19 protein-coding genes and 1 pseudogene are annotated in these 20,095 nt (G+C 72.9%); 12 read left to right on the forward strand and 8 right to left on the reverse strand.

The window, feature by feature from the left end:
• The first annotated feature begins 23 nt into the window (after positions 1-23).
• Positions 24-800: a GNAT family N-acetyltransferase gene (locus tag ACWCV3_RS20470; protein WP_451225893.1), complete on the forward strand. Its 777-nt coding sequence runs from the start codon at positions 24-26 to the stop codon at positions 798-800.
• Between the two features lie 207 nt (positions 801-1,007).
• On the opposite strand, the gene ACWCV3_RS20475 is transcribed toward ACWCV3_RS20470, so the two are convergent.
• Positions 1,008-3,731: a glycoside hydrolase family 2 protein gene (locus ACWCV3_RS20475; protein ID WP_451226052.1), complete on the reverse strand. Its 2,724-nt coding sequence runs from the start codon at positions 3,729-3,731 to the stop codon at positions 1,008-1,010.
• Between the two features lie 322 nt (positions 3,732-4,053).
• Positions 4,054-4,680, reverse strand: a complete 627-nt coding sequence (locus ACWCV3_RS20480; protein WP_451225895.1) for an RNA polymerase sigma factor — start codon at positions 4,678-4,680, stop codon at positions 4,054-4,056.
• Positions 4,681-4,782: 102 nt separating this feature from the next.
• On the opposite strand from ACWCV3_RS20480, the gene ACWCV3_RS20485 reads away from it, so the two are divergent.
• A complete protein-coding gene (locus ACWCV3_RS20485) occupies positions 4,783-5,772 on the forward strand; it encodes a MerR family transcriptional regulator (RefSeq protein WP_451225897.1) in 990 nt (329 codons plus the stop codon).
• On the opposite strand, the gene ACWCV3_RS20490 is transcribed toward ACWCV3_RS20485, so the two are convergent.
• Entirely contained in the window at positions 5,747-7,123 is a 1,377-nt protein-coding gene (locus tag ACWCV3_RS20490) for a cryptochrome/photolyase family protein (protein WP_451225900.1), read from the reverse strand. The genes ACWCV3_RS20485 and ACWCV3_RS20490 overlap by 26 nt on opposite strands.
• Positions 7,124-7,193: 70 nt before the next feature.
• Entirely contained in the window at positions 7,194-8,780 is a 1,587-nt protein-coding gene (locus ACWCV3_RS20495; RefSeq protein WP_451225903.1) for an SDR family oxidoreductase, read from the reverse strand.
• A gap of 192 nt (positions 8,781-8,972) precedes the next feature.
• On the opposite strand from ACWCV3_RS20495, the gene ACWCV3_RS20500 reads away from it, so the two are divergent.
• Entirely contained in the window at positions 8,973-9,140 is a 168-nt protein-coding gene (locus ACWCV3_RS20500) for a hypothetical protein (protein WP_451225906.1), read from the forward strand.
• 3 nt (positions 9,141-9,143) lie between these two features.
• Here ACWCV3_RS20500 and ACWCV3_RS20505 read toward each other — a convergent pair.
• A pseudogene (locus ACWCV3_RS20505) lies at positions 9,144-9,944 on the reverse strand (acyl-CoA dehydrogenase family protein).
• A gap of 59 nt (positions 9,945-10,003) precedes the next feature.
• Here ACWCV3_RS20505 and ACWCV3_RS20510 point away from each other — a divergent pair.
• From ACWCV3_RS20510 to ACWCV3_RS20520, 3 genes are all read left to right on the forward strand, one after another.
• On the forward strand, positions 10,004-10,912 hold the full coding sequence (locus ACWCV3_RS20510; protein WP_451225909.1) for an aldo/keto reductase: 909 nt from the start codon (positions 10,004-10,006) through the stop codon (positions 10,910-10,912).
• Between the two features lie 96 nt (positions 10,913-11,008).
• Complete coding sequence (locus ACWCV3_RS20515) at positions 11,009-11,404, forward strand: VOC family protein (RefSeq protein WP_161203540.1); 396 nt, start codon at positions 11,009-11,011, stop codon at positions 11,402-11,404.
• Positions 11,405-11,440: 36 nt separating this feature from the next.
• Entirely contained in the window at positions 11,441-12,511 is a 1,071-nt protein-coding gene (locus tag ACWCV3_RS20520) for an adenosine deaminase (RefSeq protein ID WP_451225912.1), read from the forward strand.
• On the opposite strand, the gene ACWCV3_RS20525 is transcribed toward ACWCV3_RS20520, so the two are convergent.
• Together ACWCV3_RS20525 and ACWCV3_RS20530 are read right to left on the reverse strand one after the other, a co-directional pair.
• Entirely contained in the window at positions 12,493-13,008 is a 516-nt protein-coding gene (locus ACWCV3_RS20525) for a mycothiol transferase (protein WP_451225915.1), read from the reverse strand. The two genes, ACWCV3_RS20520 and ACWCV3_RS20525, sit on opposite strands and share 19 nt — an antisense overlap.
• A gap of 45 nt (positions 13,009-13,053) precedes the next feature.
• On the reverse strand, positions 13,054-13,956 hold the full coding sequence (locus ACWCV3_RS20530; protein WP_451225918.1) for a LysR family transcriptional regulator: 903 nt from the start codon (positions 13,954-13,956) through the stop codon (positions 13,054-13,056).
• 143 nt (positions 13,957-14,099) lie between these two features.
• Here ACWCV3_RS20530 and mgrA point away from each other — a divergent pair, with 143 nt between their 5' ends.
• The 3 genes from mgrA to ACWCV3_RS20545 all read left to right on the forward strand — a co-directional run bounded on the left by mgrA (position 14,100) and on the right by ACWCV3_RS20545 (position 16,524).
• On the forward strand, positions 14,100-15,092 hold the full coding sequence (mgrA, locus tag ACWCV3_RS20535; protein ID WP_451225921.1) for an L-glyceraldehyde 3-phosphate reductase: 993 nt from the start codon (positions 14,100-14,102) through the stop codon (positions 15,090-15,092).
• Between the two features lie 409 nt (positions 15,093-15,501).
• Positions 15,502-15,912, forward strand: coding sequence for a hypothetical protein (locus ACWCV3_RS20540; RefSeq protein ID WP_451225923.1), 411 nt, complete (start codon positions 15,502-15,504; stop codon positions 15,910-15,912).
• Between the two features lie 153 nt (positions 15,913-16,065).
• Positions 16,066-16,524 carry an ATP-binding protein gene (locus ACWCV3_RS20545; RefSeq protein ID WP_451225926.1) on the forward strand — a complete coding sequence of 153 codons (459 nt, stop codon included), beginning with the start codon at positions 16,066-16,068 and terminating at the stop codon, positions 16,522-16,524.
• A gap of 175 nt (positions 16,525-16,699) precedes the next feature.
• On the opposite strand, the gene ACWCV3_RS20550 is transcribed toward ACWCV3_RS20545, so the two are convergent.
• Positions 16,700-17,590 carry an RNA polymerase sigma factor SigF gene (locus tag ACWCV3_RS20550; RefSeq protein ID WP_451225927.1) on the reverse strand — a complete coding sequence of 297 codons (891 nt, stop codon included), beginning with the start codon at positions 17,588-17,590 and terminating at the stop codon, positions 16,700-16,702.
• Between the two features lie 287 nt (positions 17,591-17,877).
• Here ACWCV3_RS20550 and ACWCV3_RS20555 point away from each other — a divergent pair, with 287 nt between their 5' ends.
• The 3 genes from ACWCV3_RS20555 to ACWCV3_RS20565 all read left to right on the forward strand — a co-directional run bounded on the left by ACWCV3_RS20555 (position 17,878) and on the right by ACWCV3_RS20565 (position 20,005).
• On the forward strand, positions 17,878-18,360 hold the full coding sequence (locus ACWCV3_RS20555) for a VOC family protein (RefSeq protein WP_451225930.1): 483 nt from the start codon (positions 17,878-17,880) through the stop codon (positions 18,358-18,360).
• A gap of 118 nt (positions 18,361-18,478) precedes the next feature.
• On the forward strand, positions 18,479-19,273 hold the full coding sequence (locus ACWCV3_RS20560) for a VOC family protein (RefSeq protein ID WP_451225932.1): 795 nt from the start codon (positions 18,479-18,481) through the stop codon (positions 19,271-19,273).
• Positions 19,274-19,306: 33 nt separating this feature from the next.
• Positions 19,307-20,005, forward strand: coding sequence for a ribonuclease H family protein (locus tag ACWCV3_RS20565; protein WP_451225934.1), 699 nt, complete (start codon positions 19,307-19,309; stop codon positions 20,003-20,005).
• The last annotated feature ends 90 nt before the right edge of the window (positions 20,006-20,095 follow it).

Here is a 20,095-nt window from a genome sequence, read left to right on the forward strand (position 1 = left end):
CGCCCGGATGCTGGAGTGACCGTATGGATCATGCCGCGGCGCTCGCCCGTTACGACCTTCAGATGCGGCGGAACGCCCGCCCCGACGCGCCCGGCGCCCGGATCGAGCGGGCGGGCGCCGTCGTGCGCCAGGTAGCGGACGGGCGGGGCTGGAACGGTGTCGTCTGGTCCGGTCTCGACGCGGCCGGCGCGGATCGCGCGATCGAGGAGCAGATCGCCTACTTCGCGGGCCTCGGCCGGGACTTCGAGTGGAAGCTCTACGGCCACGACGGGCCGCCGGACCTGGGCGAGCGCCTCATCGCGGCGGGATTCCGGGCTGAGGAGCCCGAGACGCTGATGGTCGGCGAGATCGCGGACCTCACCCTGGAGGAACGGCTCCCCCACGGCGTCCGCCTGGTCCGGGCCGCCGACGCGGCCGGCGTCGGTCTGGTGGTGGCGGTGCACGAGAGGGTCTTCGGCACCGACGGCACCGCCCTGCGCGATCGTCTGCTGGCCCGGCTCGAGGCCGACCCCGGCACGGTCCTCGCCGTGGTCGCGCTGGCCGGGGACGAGCCGGTGGCCTCCGCCCGGCTGGAACTGGTGCCGGGCGGGGACTTCGCCGGACTCTGGGGCGGTGGCACCGTCGAGGAGTGGCGGGGCCGGGGCCTGTACCGCGCCCTGGTCGCCCACCGCACCCGCGTCGCCGCCGCCCACGGCTGCCGTCACGTCCAGGTGGACGCCTCCGCCATGAGCCGTCCCGTCCTGGAACGCCTCGGACTGCACGCGCTGACCACCACCACGCCGTATCTGTACAAGAGGTGACCCGGTGGTGCGGCGGTGGCCCACCAGCCGGTCCGTGCGGCGATGCCGACCCCGGCCGGCGCGATCGGGACGAGCCATTCGATCCGGTCCGGCCCGTCGGTGTCCGCGCCCCGGGCGCCGCCGCGATGCCACTCCGGCGCCGCCCCCGGGAACTCCCCGCGGAACGTGGCGGGAGCGCTGGCCGTCGACGCGCTGGAGGGGCGGTGTTCAGGAGGCCGGGACAGTCCTCTCGGAGGTGTTCCATCCGGAGACGCGCACCCGTGGCGCCGAGCCGTGCAGGTCCGCCGTGCGGTAGGTGGCGGTGAGCGTCAACGACTCGCCGGGCCAGAGCCCGACCTGGTTGTCCGACCAGCGCACCGGCAGCACCGGCCGGCCCTGGGCGTCGACCAGGTGGACGTCCGTCAGCAGGGAGGGCGTCCGGCCGCCGCCGGTGCGGCGCAGGGTCACCGTCGTGCTGGACAGCGCGCCCGAGGAACGGGTGGCAGCGGCGGCCGACACCGGCACCCGTGCCATGGCGGAGAGGCCCTTCAGGTCGGCGAAGGCGGTCGTCGGCGTGTGGTACCAGTCGGTGTGCGCCCAGTCGAGGGTGTCGGGCCGGGTGGACAGCCAGTACACGTTCCGGCTCACCTCCCTGCCGTCCGGGCCGGTGAGCACCAGCCGCAGCAGGTGGGTCCCGGAGGTGCCGCGGGTCCTGTCCGGCAGGGTGAACGCGGTGCCGTGGGCGCCGTCGCCGGGTACGCGCAGCCCCGACAGGGTGCGGTCGTAGCGCGGGGTGCCGTCCGGGTCGTAGAGGGTGGCCCGCGCGGTGAGCCCGCCGGCGGGGGAGTGGCGGTCGTTGACGACGACCACCGAGCGGTCGTCGTAGGAGTACTGCACGTGCAGCGGCTCGCCCGCCTTCTTGGCGCCGAAGTAGGCGCCGTTCTGGTCGAGGTGGCGGTCCATGAGCTGCCAGTGCAGTGAGGTCCAGCCGCTGTTGAGCATCCAGTGCACGATCCCGGTGGCCGGCTTGTGGGCGTCGTGCGCGTTGCGGCGGTACGCCTCGAACTCGGCGCGCACGTTCTCGTACTGGGCGAGCTGCGCCTTGCGCACGTAGTCGGTCAGGCCGGCCGGGGCGCCGTACCGGGCGGTGAGGGCGTCGTCGTAGAGCTTCAGGGTGGAGAAGACCGCCGAGGGGGAGCGGTGGTACTGCCTGGCCGCCGGGGACTTCCACAGGGTGTCCAGCTCGGCCGGCGTCATCATCCGGCGCAGGGTGTCCAGGGTGGGGATGCTGGGGCCCGCGCTCGTCTCGGAGTTGAAGCCGGTGGCACCGCCCTCGCGCTTGGCGTACCAGTAGGCGGGCGGAACCCAGTCGTAGGGGCCGCTCATCTTCATGCCCGACGGGCCCAGCCTGGGCGAGGAGCTGTCGGAGGCGGCCGGGACGACCGGGGTGGGCCAGTCGGCGGCGGCCAGCGCGTCCAGGTAGTTCTTCTCGATCGCGGCGTCCGGTGCCGCGTCGCTGCCGATCAGGAACGAGATGACGCTGGGGTGGGCACGCAGCCGGGCCGCCTCGGCGGCCATGGAAGCCTTGGCCACGGCGTGGTCGTCCGCGTCCCACTTCTCCCCGGAGCCGTCCTCGTTGACCTGGCCCTCCCACTTGTCGCAGCACTCCCAGCCCGGCAGCGTGAGCACACCGAGCCGGTCGGCCAGGTCGAAGAACTCGTCCGGCTCGATGTGCCCCTCCAGCCGGACCGTGTTCAGGCCGAGGTCGAGGACGTAGCGCAGCCGGTCCTCGGCATAGCGCCGGTCCCAGCGCAGGAACTGGTCCGGCGACCAGCCGCCGCCCCGGATCAGCAGCGGGCGCCCGTTGATCCGGTACTGGCGGGCGCCGTCCTTGTCCAGGGGCGCCCGGACGTCACGGATGCCGAAGGTCTGGTGCGCGGTGTCGGACACGGCACCGGCGACGGAGGCGGTGAGCCCGAGGCCGTAGAGCGGCTGGGCGCCCATCCCCGCGGGCCACCACACGCGCGGCGAGCGCAGGCGCAGGCCGGGTACGTCGGCGGGGGAGAAGACGACGGTGCGCGACTCGTGCGCGGCGAGAGGTACCCGGCGGGTGAGGCCGGTCCCGGCCACGGTGCCGGTGACCAGAGCCGTGACCGCGCGGCCGGTGTCGTTGCGCACCCGCGTCCGCACGGTCAGGTCGGCGGTGGCCGGCGACGGCACTGACAGCTTCGTCACCACGTGGGCGTCGTCCAGCGTGACCGGCCCGCCGCGCCGGACCAGGACGTCGCGGACCAGGCCCATGTTCTGGTCCGGGGGCGGCTGGAGCCAGTCGAGCCAGCCCATGCTGAGGTCCCGGTTCGGATCGTTGGGCCGCACCCGGAAGGCGACCGTGTTCCGGCCCGGCCGCACCAGCCCGGTGATGTCCAGCTCGTGCCGTGTGTAGGCGCCCTTGACCTCTGCGTCCGTCGCCACCCGGTGGCCGTTGACGTGCACCTCGGCGGCCGGGACCACCCCGCTGAAGTCGAGCCGGGTCCGCCGCGCGGTGTCGTCCACGGTGAAGTCGGAGCGGTACCACCAGGGGACCTTGAAGGCGGCCTCAGGGATCCTGCCGAGGTTGGCCGAGCGGAACGGGTCGGGGTAGCGGCCTTCGGCCAGCAGGGCCGCGAGGACCGTGGAACGGGGGCCGGCGCGGTGCCAGCCGCGCGCGGGGTAGCCGGGGGAGGAGACGGCGGCCGCCGAGTCGTCGACCTCGGCCGTGGACTGGAGGGCGAAGGAGGTGAGCGCGGTGGCGGAGCCCGCCGTGTCCGGGACGCGGGTCGGCGCGGGGGCCGGGCGCGGCGCCCGGGCGCGGTCCTCGGGCCCCGCCCAGGCTGTGGTGGTGAGGGTGCCGATCAGGCCGAGGAGCGCCACGGCCGTGGCGAGGCGGCGGCCGGGAGCGGGGCGAGCGGACAGGGCGGTCTCCAGCCTCGTGAGATCACGGAACGCTATGGCCCGGCTCAAGCTAGGAAGTGCCGCGAACCGTGTCAAAGACCTCCGGCCGGGACGCGCCGCCCGCGCGCACGAGGAGGCCGATCCGCTCCGGCGGACCGGCCTCGCGTTCTTCGTTGTCGGTGGGAGTCTGCGTACGGTCCTCCTTCCGTCGAACCGGGCGGCCCCGACCGCGTCCGGTGGGCTGCGGTGGCGTGCCGCGTGTCGCGTTACCCCTATTTTGCACCTTTTACTCCCATATGTGTAGAGGTTTCCGCGCGGTTCTTCGACCGAGATCGCACCCCGCTCAGACGGCCGTCTCCACCGGCTCCCGGCGTTCGATGCCGGACCGCAGACGGTGCAGGCCCCGGCGGGCGTGGCTCTTCACGGTGCCGAGCGGCCAGCCCGTGCGGGCCGCGATCTGCGGCTGGGTGAGGTCCTCGTAGAAGGCCAGATAGAGCACCCGGCGCTGCGCGGCCGGCAGCCGGCCCAGTTCACGGCGGACCAGCAGCCGGTCGAGCACGGCCTCCGGGTCGGCGGCGGCTTCCGCGCCGGGTGCGGTACGGGACAGCGACGCGGCTGCCGCCGCGACCAGTTCGCCGCGCCGGGCGCGTGCCGCGAGCGCGTCGAAGATCTTGCGCCGGGTGATGCCGACGATCCAGCCGCCCAGCGGACCCCGGTCGGGCCGGTAGCCCTCCCGGCCCCGCCAGACCCCGAGGAAGACCTGCTGGGTCACGTCCTCCGCCTCGCCGGCGTTTCCCAGCGCGCGGCGGGCGAGGGCGTAGACCAGCGAGGACCAGCGCCGGTACACGGCCGCGAGGCAGTCCTCGTCCCCCGCGGCCAGACCCCGTGCCAGCTCCTCGTCGCCGAACCCGTCCCCGGCCGGCGCCACGGGCGGCGCGGCGGTGGCGGGCGGGGACGCGTGCGAGGTCATGACCTGGCTCCTCGGGTGGGACGGTCAGGTCATCGTGTGATCCGGTGCCGGGCACCGACAACTCGCATCGTTTCTGCGTCGTTCCCGACGTACAGTCGAGGCATGGACGACGAAACCCCCGGCGCCGGACTGACCACCGGCGCCCTGGCCCGCAGGCTCGGTGTCTCGCCCACCACCCTGCGCTCCTGGGACCGCCGCTACGGCCTCGGCCCCGCCGCCCGCGCCGACGGCAGGCACCGCCGCTGGAGCCCGGCCGACGTGGCCGTGCTCGAAGCCATGTGCCGGCTGACCTCCTCCGGCGTACCGCCCGCCGAGGCCGCCCGCACCGCGCGCGACGCCACCCGCCCTCCCGCCGACCGGACCCCCGCCCCGGCGTCCCGCTCCCGCGCCCCCGGAGCGCTGCCGCTGGGCGACGTGCGCCAGGAGTGCCGGGGCCTTGCCCGCGCGGCCGTCCGCCTGGACGCCCCGGCCGTGGAGGAGCAGCTGGACGGTGTCGTCGCCGACTACGGCATCACCGTCGCCTGGCAGGACGTGATGGCGCCCGCCCTGCACGCCGTGGGCCGCAAGTGGGTCTCCTCCGGGGACCGGTACATCGAGGTGGAGCACCTGCTGTCCTGGCACGTCTCCACGGCGCTGCGCCGCCACACCCCCCGGCTCGGGCCGCCCGGCACCCCCGGCACCGGACCCGTGCTGCTCGCCTGCGCCCCCGGCGAACAGCACACCCTTCCGCTCGAGGCGTTGAACGCCGCGCTGGTGCGGCACGGCGTCCCCACCCGGATGTTCGGCAGCTCCGTCCCCGCCGACGCGCTCGCCGCCGCCGCACAGCGCCTCGGCCCCGCAGCGGTCGTGCTGTGGTCCCAGTCCCGCGCCACCGCGAGCCTGCCGCTGGCCCGGCGCGTCGCGGGCATCGAGTGGGGCGTACGCGGCGCCCGCGGGCAGACCCTGATGATGCTCGGCGGCCCCGGCTGGACGGGCAGCCCCAGCCACGGCATGCTCCGCCCGACGGGACTCGCCGACGCCCTCGACACCCTGACCGCCGCCTACGGCGCCGCGCCGGGCCGGGAGTTCACTCCAGCCCGCGCGCGTGCTTGAACCGGTCAAGCCCGTCCCTGAGGTCGATGACCGGGTCCGGGTAGTCCCCGGTCCTCGCCCGGTCCGACCCGACCAGCTTCCAGGGCTCGTGAACCGCCGCCCCCTCCACGTGCGCCAGCTCCTCCACCCACCGGCGGACATAGGCGCCGTCCGGGTCGTACCGCTTGGCCTGGGTCGTCGGGTTCAGCACCCGGTTGGGGCGGGTGTCGGTGCCCGTGCCGGCCGTCCACTGCCAGTTGAGCTGGTTGTTGGCCACGTCCCCGTCGACCAGCAGGTCCAGGAAGTGCCGTGCGCCCACCCGCCAGTCCACGTACAGCGTCTTGGTCAGGAAGCTCGCGGTGAGCAGCCGGCCCCGGTTGTGCATCCAGCCCTCGTGCCGCAGCTGCCGCATCGCCGCGTCCACGATCGGATAGCCGGTACGGCCCTCCCGCCACGCCTCGATGTCCGCCTCGGCCTTCGAGCCGGTGCGCCAACGGTCGCGCCGGGTACGGTAGTCGGCGCGGGACGCCTCCGGGCGCACCGCGAGCAACTGCCGGTTGAAGTCCCGCCAGGCGACCTGCCGGACGAACGCCTCCGCGCCCGCGCCGCCCTCCAGCCGCGCCCGGTGGACGAGTTCCACCGGCGAGACGGTGCCGAAGTGGAGGTGGGGGGAGAGCCGGGAGGTGCCGTCACCGGCCAGGTCGTCGTGCCGGTCCTCGTAAGCGCCGATCCCGGAGCGCAGCCAGTCGGCCACCATCCGGCGCCCCCGCGCCTCGCCTCCCTCCGCGAGCGCCGGTGAGGTGCCCGGCACCGCGGCGCGTGAGGGGAGTTCCCCGGACGTGATGCCGTCCGGCACGCTGACCTTCCGGGGCGCGCCGAGCGGGTCCCGCTGCGCATGCCCGGACCAGCGGCGGAAGTACGGGGTGAACACGGCGAAGTGGTCCGACGCCGTCGGCGTCACCGCGCCCGGCTCCACGGCGGCCGTCACCGTGTCGTGGACGTGCAGCCTGCGGCCGTCCGCCTCCAGCGCGGCGCGCAGGGCCTGCTCGCGGCGGTGCGCGTAGCCGCTGGCGTCGGCGGCCATGTGCACCTCGTCGGCGTCCGCCTCCGTCACCACCTTCAGCACCTCGGCCACCACGTCACCCGAGCGCAGCACCAGCCGGCCGCCGCGCTCGCGCAGCCCGGCGTCCAGGTCCCGGAGGCAGTCGGCGAGGAACGCCAGCCGGTTGGGCGCGGTGAACCCCGCGCCGTCGATGCCGTCGTCGCGCACGAACAGGGGCACCACCTGCCGGGCCCCGTCCAGGGCCGCGCGCAGCGGCGGATGGTCGTGCAGACGCAGATCGGCGGTGAAGAGGACGACCGAGGTGTTCATCGAACGGCTCCGGAACAGGGGATGCGGACGGTGGACTCTTCCGGGCGAGGACCCCGAACGGACGCGGTCGTCAACGGCGTGCCCGCCTTTTCAGCCTCCGGTGCTGGAGTCCCAGGTTCTTGATGCCCCGCTTCCGGAGCCCCCGGCTCTTCATCGTCGGGACCGGGCCGTGGACCGCCGCCCGCGCGATGTTGCGGGACATCCCGCCGAACACGATCGCGTGGAACGGAGACACCGCCCACCAGTACGCCTGGCCGAGCAGCCCGCGCGGATGGAACAGGGCGCGCTGGCGGTACCGGCTGCGGCCCTCGCCGTCCGGCTCCGCGTACATCTCCAGCCAGGCCAGGCCCGGCAGCCGCATCTCGGCCCGCAACCGCAGCAGATGGCCCGGCTCGATCTCCTCCACCCGCCAGAAGTCCAGCGAGTCGCCCACCCTCAGCCGCTCCGCGTCCCGGCGGCCCCGGCGCAGGCCCACGCCGCCCATGGCTCGGTCCATCCAGCCGCGCAGTGACCAGGCGAGCGGGAAGGAGTACCAGCCGTTGTCGCCGCCGACCCCCTCGATCACCCGCCACAGCCGGTCCACCGGCGCGTCCACCACCGTCTCGCGCTCGTCGGTGTAGAGGCTGCCGCCCGCCCAGTCCGGGTCCGTCGGCAGCGGATCGCTCGGCGCGCCCGGTACCGACGCCGACGACCAGCGGGTGACCACCTTCGCCTCCCGCACCCGGCGCAGCGCCAGCCGGACCGCCTCGTCGAAGGTGAACGGATGTCCCGGCGGGTCGGGCAGATAGCGCGTGATGTCGTGCTCCCGGCACACCACCTCGTACCGCAGCGACTCGGTCAGCGGGCGGGCGATGGAGGCGGGCACCGGGGTCACCACGCCCACCCAGTGGCTCGACAGACCGGGCGTGAGCATCGGCACGGACACGATCAGCCGGCGCGGAAGACGGGCGAGCTGGGCGTACCTCAGCATCATCTCCCGGTACGTCAGTATGTCCGGCCCGCCGATGTCGAAGGTCCGGTTCACGTCGTCCGGCAGCCGCGCGGAGCCCACCAGCAGCCGCAGCACGTCCTTGACGCCGATCGGCTGGATACGGGTGTGCACCCAGCTCGGCGTCACCATCACCGGAAGCCGCTCGGTGAGGTAGCGCAGCATCTCGAAGGAGGCCGAGCCGGAACCGATGATCACCGCCGCGCGCAGCACGGCCGTCGGCACCCCGGACTCCAGCAGGATGTGCCCGACCTCGGCGCGCGAGCGCAGATGCGGGGACAGCTCCCGCTCCGGCACCCCGGCCGGGGTCAGCCCGCCGAGGTACACGATGCGGCGCACCCCGGCGGCCTTCGCCTGCTCCCCGAAGCAGCGCGCCGCGCGCCGGTCGGTCTCCTCGAAATCGTCCCCGGTGTTCAGGGCGTGCACCAGGTAGTACGCCACGTCGACGTCCCGCAACGCCTCGGCCAGCGTGTCGGGGTCCGTCACGTCGCCCCGTGCGACCTCCACGTCACCGGCCCACGGCAGATCCCGCAGCTTGCCCGGCGTACGCGCCAGGCAGCGCACCTGGTGCCCGGCGGCGAGCAGCTCCGGCACGAGCCTGCCCCCGATGTAGCCGGTGGCCCCGGTCACCAGGCAGCGCAGCCCGCCCTCGGGCTCGTCGTCGTTCATCGTCTCCGGCTCCTCGGCGTCGGTGTCCGCCCGTGGTCCGCCACGGGCTCCCCGTGATCCCTTCCCGCCCGGAGCCGGAAGCGGATGCGGTTGCGGCGGACGGCGTACAACGGCATGTCCGCGCGATAGCCGGGCAGCCGACGTGGTAGAGGTCCAGTGACCCGTCCGAACCTTCCGCCGGAGGTGGCCGCCGTGAATTCGACAGTGCTGGAGCGTTTCCCCGCAGGCTCGCCGCGCGGCTCCTGGCCCGCCGAGGAGTACGCCGCCGCGCGCCGCGCGGAGGGCGAACCCGCGACAGTGGTCATGGACCTCAAGTCGGACGCCTTCCTGGTCGTGGTCGAGGGCCACGCCGAGGACTGAGCACTACCGCGTGAGCGCCTCCAGATGCGCCTTCCTGGTCTCCGCCGTCCGACCCTGGATCGGCAGGAACATGCCCTCGCGGGCGAGGCGCTGGGCCCTGGAATCAGAGCCATGGAACGCCCACCCCCCGCCACGACCGCCGCCGTGGTGGCGTCGTTCAGCACCGCGTACGCCTCCGCCCGTACCGCCAGGTGTTCCGTCACCCGCTACAGCGGGGACGGATGATCGGCCAGGGCGTAGACCCGGGTAGAGGGACGTCCGCCAACCGGGCCCGCAGCGGAGCCGCCGTCCTCTCGTCCATCAGGGACAGTGCCGCCGAGGCGATGCCGAAGACCGCCGGGCCGCCGTTGAGGGTCTCCGCCCGGTCGGTGGGGGCCCAGTCGGCGTACGGGATGCGCAGCGCGAGTGCGTCGTCGGGGTGCGCAGGCCGTCCAGTCGCAGGGACACCGTCCGTGCGGCGGTCAGGGCGGCCAGGCGCACGGGGCCGGAGGGGCGCAGGCCCGGCCGGTCGCGGGCAGCTGCTTCGCCCCGCGCGAGGACCTGGACCGGGGTGTGGTGCTGCGACTGGACGAACCAGGTCGAGCCGCACGCGCCCGCCAGGATCTCCGAGACCTCCCGCACCACGGTAGGCGGCGCCGCCGAGCCGCCGTACGCGGCCGGTGCCGTCAGGCCCAGCAGCCCGGACCGCTTCACGGCCTCGATGTGACTGACCGGCACGCCCTCCTGGTCCACCCGCTCCGCCTCGGGCTCCAGCAGCCCGGCGGCGAGCAGGCGGGCGCGGGCGACGAGCGGGTGATCGGTGATCGTCGTGCGTGCCTTCCTACCCCGGCCGTACCGCCCCGCACCTGTGGCAGACTCCGCCGATGATCCCCGACACGATCACCGCGGCAGACTCCGGATCCCTCACCCTCGGCGACCTCACCGTCCACCGTGTCGGCCTCGGAGCGATGAGGCTGACCGGCGACGCCGCCTTCCACCTGGGCACCCCCAGCGACCGGGCCCGCTCGCTGGCCGTGCTGCGCCGGGCCGTGGAGCTCGGGGTGAACCACATCGACACCGCCGCCTTCTACTTCTCCTCCCTGCGTTCCGCCAACGAACTGATCAACACCGCCCTCGCCCCCTATGCCGACGACCTGGTCATCGCCACCAAGGTCGGCCCCTTCCGCGAGCAGGACGGCTCCTGGGGCACCGCCGCCCGCCCCGACCAGCTGCGCGGCCACGTGGAGGAGAACCTCCGCCAGCTCGGCCGCGACCATCTCGACCTCGTGTACCTGCGCCGGATGCGGCAGGACTCCGTCGCCGAACACTTCGGTGCCCTCGCGGAGTTGCGGGAGGAGGGTCTTATCCGGCACCTCGGCGTCTCGGCGGTCGAACCCCGGCACCTGGAGGAGGCATCGGCGATCGCACCGGTGGTCGCGGTGCAGAACCGGTACGGTCTCGACACCCAGGACGCCGAGGGGAAGGAAGTGCTCCGGCTGTGCCGGGAGCGCGGCATCGCCTTCGTACCGTTCTACTCCGTGGCCGGCGAGACCGGGGAGCGGAGCGCACGCGAGCGGGTCGCGGCCGGCGCGGACGGCGTGGTCGCGGAGATCGCGAAGGCGCACGGCGCCGGCCCCACCCAGGTCCGCATCGCCTGGACCCTCCACCAGGGCCCGCACGTCCTCGCCATCCCCGGCACCGGCGACCCCGCCCATCTGCCGGAGAACGTCGCCGCGGGCGCACTGCGGCTCACCGACGGCGAACTGGGCCGCCTGAACGCCTTCCACCAGTAGCGGAGCACCCCGCGCGGCCCCTCGCGGGGGGAGACTGGCGTGGCGGTAGTTTTACGTATAACCTCTCCCGCTAACCACCTCCACCGGAAGGCTCCGATGCGCCGCGTTGCCCTGGTCACCCTCGTCGTGGACGACTACGACGACGCCATCCGCTTCTACACCGAGGCCCTGGGTTTCCGGCTGGCCGAGGACGAGCCCCGCCCGGACGGCTCCCGGTGGGTCGTGGTGGAGCCCGGCGCCGAAGAGGGCAGTGGCACCGGTCTCCTGCTCGCCCGCGCGAAGGACGACGGCCAGCGCGCCCGCGTAGGCGACCAGACCGGCGGCCGCGTCGGCTTCTTCCTGCACACCGACGACTTCGCCCGCGACCACGCCCGCATGACCGCCCACGGGGTGACGTTCCTGGAGGACCCCCGCCACGAGCCGTACGGCACGGTCGCCGTCTTCCAGGACCTCTACGGCAACCGCTGGGACCTGCTCCAGCCCGCCGCCTGAACCTCCATCCGAAACGATCCGCCGAGGAAGCACGCCATGACCGCGCCCCGCATCGACACCGAGACCCTCCGCCGGCTCCCCAAGGCCGTCCTGCACGACCACCTCGACGGCGGCCTGCGCCCCGCCACCGTCATCGAACTCGCGGCCGCGGTCGGCCACACCCTGCCCACCACCGACCCCGGCGAACTGGCCGCCTGGTACGTCGAGGCCGCGGGCTCCGGCGACCTGGTCCGCTACATAGGCACCTTCGAGCACACCCTCGCCGTGATGCAGACCCGCGAGGGCCTGCTGCGCGTGGCCGAGGAGTACGTGCTCGACCTCGCCGCCGACGGCGTCGTCTACGCCGAGGTGCGCTACGCCCCCGAGCTGAACACCCGCGCCGGGCTGACCCTGGCCGAGGTCGTGGAGACCGTGCAGGAGGGCCTCGCGGCCGGCATGGCCAAGGCCGCCGCCGCGGGAACGCCGGTACGCGTCGGCACCCTGCTGTGCGGCATGCGGATGTTCGACCGGGTCGGCGAGGCCGCCGAGCTTGCCGTGGCCTACCGCGACGCCGGTGTCGTCGGCTTCGACATCGCCGGCGCCGAGGACGGCTTCCCGCCCGCCGACCACCTGGCCGCCTTCGAGCGCCTGCGCGCCGAGAGCGTGCCCTTCACCATCCACGCGGGCGAGGCGTACGGCCTGCCCAGCATCCACCAGGCCGTCCAGGTGTGCGGCGCCCAGCGTCTGGGGCACGGCGTGCGCATCACCGAGGACATCGTCGACGGCAAGCTCGGCCGGCTGGCCGCCTGGGTCCGCGACCGGCGGATCGCGCTGGAGATGTGCCCCACCTCCAACCTCCAGACCGGCTGCGCCACCTCCATCGCCGAGCACCCGGTCACCGCGCTGAAGGACCTCGGCTTCCGGGTCACCCTCAACACCGACAACCGCCTGGTCTCCGGCACCACGATGACCCGTGAGATGGCGCTGCTGGTCGAGGAGGCGGGCTGGACGGCCGAGGACCTGCGCACGGTCACGGTGAACGCGGTCAAGAGCGCCTTCATCCCGTTCGATGAGCGCAAGGCGCTCATCGAGGACGTCATCCTGCCGGGTTACGCCCGAGCGCTCTGAAGCAGTCCCTTGACGTAGGCGGCCTGTCCGACGTGCTGGAGATCGTCGGACAGGACGCTGACCAGGCGCACTCCCAGCGTGACCGGGGGCTCCCAGCGCTCGTCCACCACCCGCTCCAGGTCCTTGGCGGCCAGTGTCCGCAGCACGCCGAGGGTCTGGTCGTGCACCGCGTCGTAGTAGCCGGCCAGCAGCACGGTCGAGGGGACCCGCACCTTCGCGGCCTGCTCGGGGGTGTGGCCGTACCCGGTGTCGTGGTGCGGCAGCTCCAGGTCGAAGCGGTCGGCCCAGTCCCGCGCCAGCCACACCTGCTCCAGCCCGAAGGCGTCGGCGACGTGGTCGTCCTGGACCCGGCTCAGATGCCACAGCAGCCAGGCGACGGAGTTGGCGCCGGGAGCGGGGGAGTGGTCCAGGTCGTCCGCGCCGAGACCGGCGAGCACGGTGTGGACTTCGTCCCGGATACGGTCGTAGCCCTCGATGAGGATCTCCTTCGCGTACATGTTCCCACCCTCGCGCATCCCCGCCCCCGGCGCGAGAGCGTGACATCACCCCGGTTCGCCGGGTTCGGCCTCCGGTGTGCCGAGCAGGGCGATCAGGGCGCGGGCAGCCGGGCTCGTGGCCCGCTCCGGGGGCAGCAGGGCCACCGTCTCGTACGCGGCCTCGTCGACGCCCTTGAGGGGGAGCGCGGTGAGTGAGGCCCGCTTGTGCCGGAAGTGCCGGGGGACCACCGCGATGCCGAGGTTCTCGTCCACCAGGTCCAGCAGGCTGTGCACGTCGTTGACCTCCAGGGCGACCGAGCGGCGCACGCCGGCCCCGGCGAACGCGGCGTCCGTGGCCCGGCGCGGCCCCCAGTCCGGGTGGAAGTCCACGAACACCTCGCCGGCCAGCGCGGCCGGGTCCGGCACCGCGCCCAGTTCGGCCAGCCGGTGCTCCGGGTGGCACAGCACGGTCATCGGCTCGCTGGTCAGCGGCACCGAGCGCAACTGGTCGCCGTCGGCCGGGACGCGGTAGGCGAAGGCGAGGTCCAGCCGGCCCGCGGACACCCCCTCCGCCAGCGCGCCCGACCCGCTCTGCCGCAGCCGGATCTCCACGTCCGGGTGCTCCCGCCGGAAGGCGGCCAGCAGCCCCGCCACGTGCACCCCGGCGATGCACTGCTCGGCGCCCAGCGCCAGCGTGCCGCGCAGCACGCCCTGCACCGCGGCCACCGCCTCGTGTGCGGAGCGCACCTGGGCGAGGATGCGCTCCGCCTCCACCAGCAGGGCCCGCCCGGCCTCCGTCAGCGTCACCCGGCGGGTGGTGCGCACGAACAGCGGCGCACGCAGCTCCCGTTCCAGGGCCCGGATCGACGCCGAGAGCCCCGACTGGGACACCATCAGCCGCTCGGCGGCACGGGTGAAGTGCTGGTCCTCGGCGACCGCGACGAAGTGCTGGAGATGACGCAGTTCCATGATTGAGAAGCCTAGCCGCTGAAATCCATCGGATTCTCCTGTTGGACCGCTGACCGCGCTCCGGGAAAGAGTGAGGCGAGGCTGCCGGACACCACCGTGTCCGGCGCCGGGAAGACCGTGTGCCAACCCCTTATGGAGTCGCGTTGTACACCGCACACCCCGACCGCTACGCCGATCTGCCCTACCGGCGCTCCGGACGCAGCGGACTGAAGCTTCCCGCGCTGTCGCTCGGCCTGTGGCACAACTTCGGGCCCGACCGGCCGGTGGAGACCCAGCGCGCCATCCTGCGCCGCGCCTTCGACCTCGGGATCACCCACTTCGACCTGGCCAACAACTACGGCCCGCCGCCCGGCGCCGCCGAGTCCGCGCTCGGCGAGGCGCTGAAGGCCGACTTCACGCCCTACCGCGACGAACTCGTCGTCTCCACGAAGGCCGGCTATCTCATGTGGCCCGGCCCGTACGGGGAGTGGGGGTCGCGCAAGTCCGTACTGGCCTCGCTCGACCAGAGCCTCACGCGGATGGGCCTGGACCACGTCGACATCTTCTACTCGCACCGCTTCGACCCCGAGACCCCGCTCGAGGAGACCATGGGCGCGCTGCACTCGGCGGTCCAGCAGGGCAAGGCGCTCTACGTCGGCGTCTCCAACTACTCCGCGGAGCAGACCCGCGAGGCGGCGCGCATCCTGGGCGAGCTGGGCACCCCGCTCCTCATTCACCAGCCGCGCTACTCCATCCTGGACCGGCGCCCGGAGGAGGAGGGGCTGCTCGACACCCTGGACGAACTCCGGGTCGGCTCGATCGTCTACTCCCCGCTGGAACAGGGTCTGCTCACCGGCCGCTACCTCGATGGCATCCCGGAGGACTCCCGGGCCGCGAGCGACAGCCCGTTCCTGAAGTCCGACGCCGTCACCGAGGACCTGGTCGGCCGGCTCCGCGCGCTGGACGAGATCGCCGGCTCGCGCGGACAGACCCTGGCCCAGATGGCCCTCGCCTGGGTGCTGCGGGGCGGACGAGTCACTTCCGCTCTTGTCGGGGCGAGCAGCGTCAGGCAGCTGGAAGACAGCGTCGGCGCCATGCGGAATCTGGAATTCGACCCGGCCGAGCTGGCCCGAATCGACGCCGCCGTGCGGACCTGAACTCGCCGGAACGACGGCGGTGGAAGGCGGAGGTTTTTTCCGCCTTCACAATTTCTTCGCGCATTCCGGCGCGCGTGGCGTTGAATTCCTGCCACTCCCGGAAGCGGAACCGCAGCAGAGCCCAGGGGAGCCCCGCCCCTGGGCTCCTGCCTTGTGGGGGCAGGCGAGCAGGGCCTCGGAGCGTCGTCCACGGTCGATAATCCGCCAACTAATGCGGGGCGGTCCGCCGCCTTACATGATCCGGCCGGAATCGGGGCATCGCATATGCCAGGAGAGTGGCCGGAAAGACATGGTGACAGTGTTTCCGATGTGGCGATACTCGAAATGCCAGGGGCGCTTCACCGCACAGGATCGGCACGTAGAAGAGAGGGACCGGTCGGCACACCGGCGAGGCTACGGGGGAGTGATCGTGCACGATGAATTCCTGTGCCATGTCACCGCGTACGGGAGCTGCGGGGGCCGGCGGGTAGGCGTACCGCTCGGCACCTACCGCGCGCCCACCCTCGCACTCGCCCTGTGGTGGCTGCGGGACCGCGCCTCCTGGATCGCCGAACGCCTGGACCCCAGTCCCGAGGGCGAGAAGATACCGGCGGGCGCCCTCGTCCCCGTCCCGGACACCGTGGCCGACGTCCCCACCCTGCTGCGCGCCTGGTGTTCCGACGACGCCCGGCAGGAACTGGTCGCGGACGAACTGGCGGGCGGACGCCTGGTGCGGATCGCCGCGAGCGACGACACCACCGAGTACGAACTCCTCGCCGAGTCGGTCGACGCCCTGCGCATGCAGCGCACCGTCCCCGCCTTCGTCGTCCCCGTGGCCTGACCGCGACACCGCGGGTCCGGCCCGCGCCGGGAAGGACTCGGAACGCGTGCGCGCGCGGCGGGACGCATCGGGTGGAATGCGTGGGCCGAGTCGGGGTACCAGCAACAGTGGTAACAGGCGACCGGCCGTAATGGGCATTTCGAGAGAGACACCATGACCGAACACCTGGGCGTGGCAGTGGCAGTGATACCGACTGGTTTCGACGTACCCGTGGAACCCCTTCGGCGCGCGACGCACTACACCGGGGAACCAGGGTGCATCGCCGACGCGCGGGCCTTCGCCAGGCGCTTCCTGGAGCAGTTGCGTACCGAATGGTGCGCCACCGTGGACAGCCGCACGGACGGGGAGCTGCTGCTCGTGGTGAGCGAGCTGGTCACCAACGCCGACCGGCACAGCGGGGGTCCGTACATCCTGGAGCTGGAGGGCACCGACAGCGCGGTGAGCGTCTCGGTGTACGACAGCAGCGCGGCGCTTCCCCGCGTCTTCCCCAGGAACCCCGAGCGGATCGGGCACCACGGCCTGGAGATCGTGCGCGCGGTCGCCTCGGAGATCACCGTGGACCGCGTGCCGGTGGGCAAGCGCGTGCGCGCCCTGATCCGGCTGGACGGCTGAGCGAACCGCTCCACGGCCCTCCCGGGCAAGGAACGCCGACCGAGATCCGGTCGGCGTCTTCGTGTACCCGGATGCGGTGACGCGGCTCCCGGCACGACGGTCGCGCGAGCATGACAGAGGGGCGGTCCAGTCGGCCGGACCGCCCCTCTCGGGTCAAGATGTCGGAACGTGGGGCTCAGGCGCAGCCCAGCTCGCCGAGCATGCCCTGGCGCAGCCGCGCGATGATGCGCTTGATGAGACGGGAGACGTGCATCTGCGAGCAGCCGAGCTTCTCGCCGATCTCCGCCTGGGTGGCCTCCTCCACGAAGCGCATGTGGATGATCTGCCGGTCGCGGTCGCTCAGCTCGGCCATCAGGGGGGCGAGGGCGTGGAAGTCCTCCACCAGCCGCAGGCCCTCCTCCTCGACGCCGATGAAGTCCGCGAGGACCGCCTCGCCGTCCTCGCGGCCGTCGCCGGTGAGGGCGGCGTCCAGCGAGCTGGAGTTGTAGCCGTTGGAGGCGAGCTGGCCCTCGACGACCTGCTCCTCGGTGATGTTCATCAGCGTGGCCAGCTCGGCCACGGTCGGGTCGCGGTCCAGTCGGCTCGACAGCTCCTCGCGGGCCTTGGCCAGCTCCACGCGCAGCTCCTGGAGCCGGCGCGGCACGTGCACCGCCCAGGTGGTGTCGCGGAAGAACCGCTTGATCTCGCCCACGATGTAGGGGAGCGCGAAGGACGTGAACTCCACCTCGCGCGAGATCTCGAACCGGTCGATCGCCTTGATCAGCCCGATCATGCCGGTCTGGACGATGTCCTCCATGTCGTCGCCCCGGCCCCGGAAGCGCCCGGCGGCGAAGCGGACGAGCGACATGTTCATCTCGATCAGGGTGTTGCGCGCGTACTGGTATTCGTGCGTGCCTTCTTCCAGCTCCGCCAGCCGGCGGAAGAACTGGCGGGACAGCGCCCGCGCGTCACGCGGGGCGACGGCTGCGGGGTCCGCGATACCAGGAAGGATCTCCTCGTCCGTCCTGTCCTGCGCGGCCTTGTCCGCGACCTCTGCTTGCGACCGGATGCCGACGGCGGTGTCCATTACCTCTCCCACGTAAGTCACGGTTCGACGACTGTTCCGCGGCCCGGTCTCCCGGGGCCACGGCTGCCGCGTGGTCCCCGGATACCCCGAGATCCCCGCCCCATGCACGTCTTCTCTCACGGGCCGGGTACCCCCGGTCACCCGACGCATGCAGACGAGTTTCGACGTGGCTCAAAATTTACTGAACGGCTGGATCGTATCTGTCCGGCACCGATGAGTCCCGGGCCGGACAGCGGTCGGTACAGGTGAGCGCGCGACCGGCGCCGCGACCCGTACAGGAGGTCCCCATGTCCCACGGTGGTTTCACCACGTGTCTCTGGTTCGACGGCCAGGCCGAGGAGGCGGCGCACTACTACGTCTCCGTCTTCAAGGACTCCGGCATCGGCCGGATCACCCACTGGAGCGAGGCCGGCCCCGGTGAGGCCGGGACCGTGCTCAGCGTCGAGTTCACCGCCAACGGACAGAAGTTCGTCGGCCTCAACGGCGGCCCCGAGTTCACGTTCAGCGAGGCCGTCTCGTTCATGGTCCTCTGCGCCGACCAGCGGGAGGTCGACCACTACTGGACCCGGCTGACCGAGGACGGCGGCGAGGGCGGACCCTGCGGCTGGCTGAAGGACAAGTACGGCGTCTCCTGGCAGGTCTGCCCCGAACGGCTGCTGGAGATGACCAACGACCCCGATCCGCAGAAGGCCGCCCGTGCCTTCGGCGCCATGATGAAGATGGGCAAGCTCGACCTCGCGGCCCTGGAGACGGCGTACGCGGGCGAATGAACGGACCCGGCGCGTCCTCGCGGCCGGCCGAGAAGACACACCGCATCCCGGGCGCCCCGCCCGCCCCGTCGCCGGCGTGGCGATCCGGGACCGACCGTCGAACACGAAAGGGCCGACCATGGCCGTGCAATCCGAAGGAACGCCCTGCTGGGCCGACGCGATGTTCACCGACCTGGAGGGCGCCAAGCGGTTCTACGGCGACGTCCTCGGCTGGACGTTCGGCGAATCGTCGTCCGAGTACGGCGACTACACCCAGGCGTACGCGGACGGGAAGGCCGTCGCCGCCGTCGTCCCGCCGATGCCCGGCCAGGAGAGCACCTCGCAGTGGTGCCTCTACTTCGCCTCGCCGGACGCCGCCGTCACCGCCGCGAAGGTCGAGGAGAACGGCGGCGAGGTGCTGATGGAGCCGATGCGGGTCGGTGACTTCGGCACGATGGCGATCGCCCGCGAGCCCAGCGGCGCCGTCTTCGGCATCTGGCAGGGCGACGCCCACGAGGGCTTCGAGGCGGTGGCCGAGCCCGGCGCCTACTGCTGGGCGGAGCTGTTCACCCGCGAGCCCGGGAAGGCGGACCCCTTCCTGGCGGCGGTCTTCCCGTACCGGATGAAGGACATGGCGGACGGGCACGTCGACTTCCGCCTCTTCGACCTGGGCGCCGACGCGGTGCTCGGCCGGATGCGGATGGGGGAGGAGTTCCCGCCCGAGGTCCCCTCCCACATCAACGTCTACTTCACCGTCGAGGACTGCGACGCGGCCGTGGCCCGCGCCGCCGAGCGGGGTGCCGTGCTCCGGTTCGGCCCGATGACCAGCCCCTTCGGCCGGTTCGCCGCCCTCACCGACCCGCAGGGAGCCGCCTTCTCGGTGATCGACGTCACCACGGCGGAGGGCGACATGCCCGAATTCAAGGACGCCTGACCCGGCCGGTCGGACCCCCCGCGCGGCCATGGCATGATCGGGCGCATGCGTGAACGTGTGGTGGCCGCGTGCGACGGGGCTTCGAAGGGAAACCCCGGACCGGCCGGATGGGCATGGGTGGTCTCCGACGACGAGCGGACCCCGGCCCGCTGGGAGTCGGGCCCGCTCGGCCGGGCCACCAACAACGTCGCCGAACTCACCGCGCTCGAACGGCTGCTGACCGCAGTCGAGCCGGACGTGCCGCTGGAGGTCCGGATGGACTCCCAGTACGCCATGAAGGCCGTCACCACCTGGCTGCCCGGCTGGAAGCGCAACGGCTGGAAGACCGCCGCCGGCAAGCCGGTCGCCAACCAGGACCTCGTGGTCCGCATCGACGCACTGCTCGACGGCCGCTCGGTCGAGTTCCGGTACGTCCCCGCCCACCAGGTCGACGGCGACCCGCTGAACGACTTCGCCGACCGCGCCGCCAGCCAGGCCGCCGTGGTGCAGCAGGCCGCGGGCAGCGCCCACGGCTCGCCCGAGCCGCCGCCCTCGCCCGGCACCCCGGCCGCGTCCGCCCGCCGCAAGTCGCCCCGGCGTGCCACCGGTGCCTCCGGGTCCGCCTCCGCGCGGACCATCAAGGCCAAGTTCGCCGGCCGCTGCCTGTGCGGCCGCTCCTACGCGGCGGGCGAGCCCATCGCCAAGAACGGGCAGGGCTGGGGCCACCCGGAGTGCCGTACCGCTGCCGGCTGACCACCCCCGCCGGATGATTCCGGGCCCGGACGTACGTCATCGCTGCTACCCTGCGAGGCCGATCGACTACTTCCGGTGACTTCCAGGGGT

The sequence above is a fragment of the Streptomyces sp. NPDC001781 genome (assembly GCF_053596035.1).

Coding starts and splice junctions, on each gene's coding strand:
- ACWCV3_RS20470 (WP_451225893.1), top strand. CDS start 24: ATGGATCATGCCGCGGCGCTCGCCCGTTACGACCTTCAGATGCGGCGG.
- ACWCV3_RS20480 (WP_451225895.1), bottom strand. CDS start 4,680: ATGACCTCGCACGCGTCCCCGCCCGCCACCGCCGCGCCGCCCGTGGCG.
- ACWCV3_RS20485 (WP_451225897.1), top strand. CDS start 4,783: ATGGACGACGAAACCCCCGGCGCCGGACTGACCACCGGCGCCCTGGCC.
- ACWCV3_RS20490 (WP_451225900.1), bottom strand. CDS start 7,123: ATGAACACCTCGGTCGTCCTCTTCACCGCCGATCTGCGTCTGCACGAC.
- ACWCV3_RS20495 (WP_451225903.1), bottom strand. CDS start 8,780: ATGAACGACGACGAGCCCGAGGGCGGGCTGCGCTGCCTGGTGACCGGG.
- ACWCV3_RS20510 (WP_451225909.1), top strand. CDS start 10,004: ATGATCCCCGACACGATCACCGCGGCAGACTCCGGATCCCTCACCCTC.
- ACWCV3_RS20515 (WP_161203540.1), top strand. CDS start 11,009: ATGCGCCGCGTTGCCCTGGTCACCCTCGTCGTGGACGACTACGACGAC.
- ACWCV3_RS20520 (WP_451225912.1), top strand. CDS start 11,441: ATGACCGCGCCCCGCATCGACACCGAGACCCTCCGCCGGCTCCCCAAG.
- ACWCV3_RS20525 (WP_451225915.1), bottom strand. CDS start 13,008: ATGTACGCGAAGGAGATCCTCATCGAGGGCTACGACCGTATCCGGGAC.
- ACWCV3_RS20530 (WP_451225918.1), bottom strand. CDS start 13,956: ATGGAACTGCGTCATCTCCAGCACTTCGTCGCGGTCGCCGAGGACCAG.
- ACWCV3_RS20545 (WP_451225926.1), top strand. CDS start 16,066: ATGACCGAACACCTGGGCGTGGCAGTGGCAGTGATACCGACTGGTTTC.
- ACWCV3_RS20550 (WP_451225927.1), bottom strand. CDS start 17,590: ATGGACACCGCCGTCGGCATCCGGTCGCAAGCAGAGGTCGCGGACAAG.
- ACWCV3_RS20555 (WP_451225930.1), top strand. CDS start 17,878: ATGTCCCACGGTGGTTTCACCACGTGTCTCTGGTTCGACGGCCAGGCC.
- ACWCV3_RS20560 (WP_451225932.1), top strand. CDS start 18,479: ATGGCCGTGCAATCCGAAGGAACGCCCTGCTGGGCCGACGCGATGTTC.
- ACWCV3_RS20565 (WP_451225934.1), top strand. CDS start 19,307: ATGATCGGGCGCATGCGTGAACGTGTGGTGGCCGCGTGCGACGGGGCT.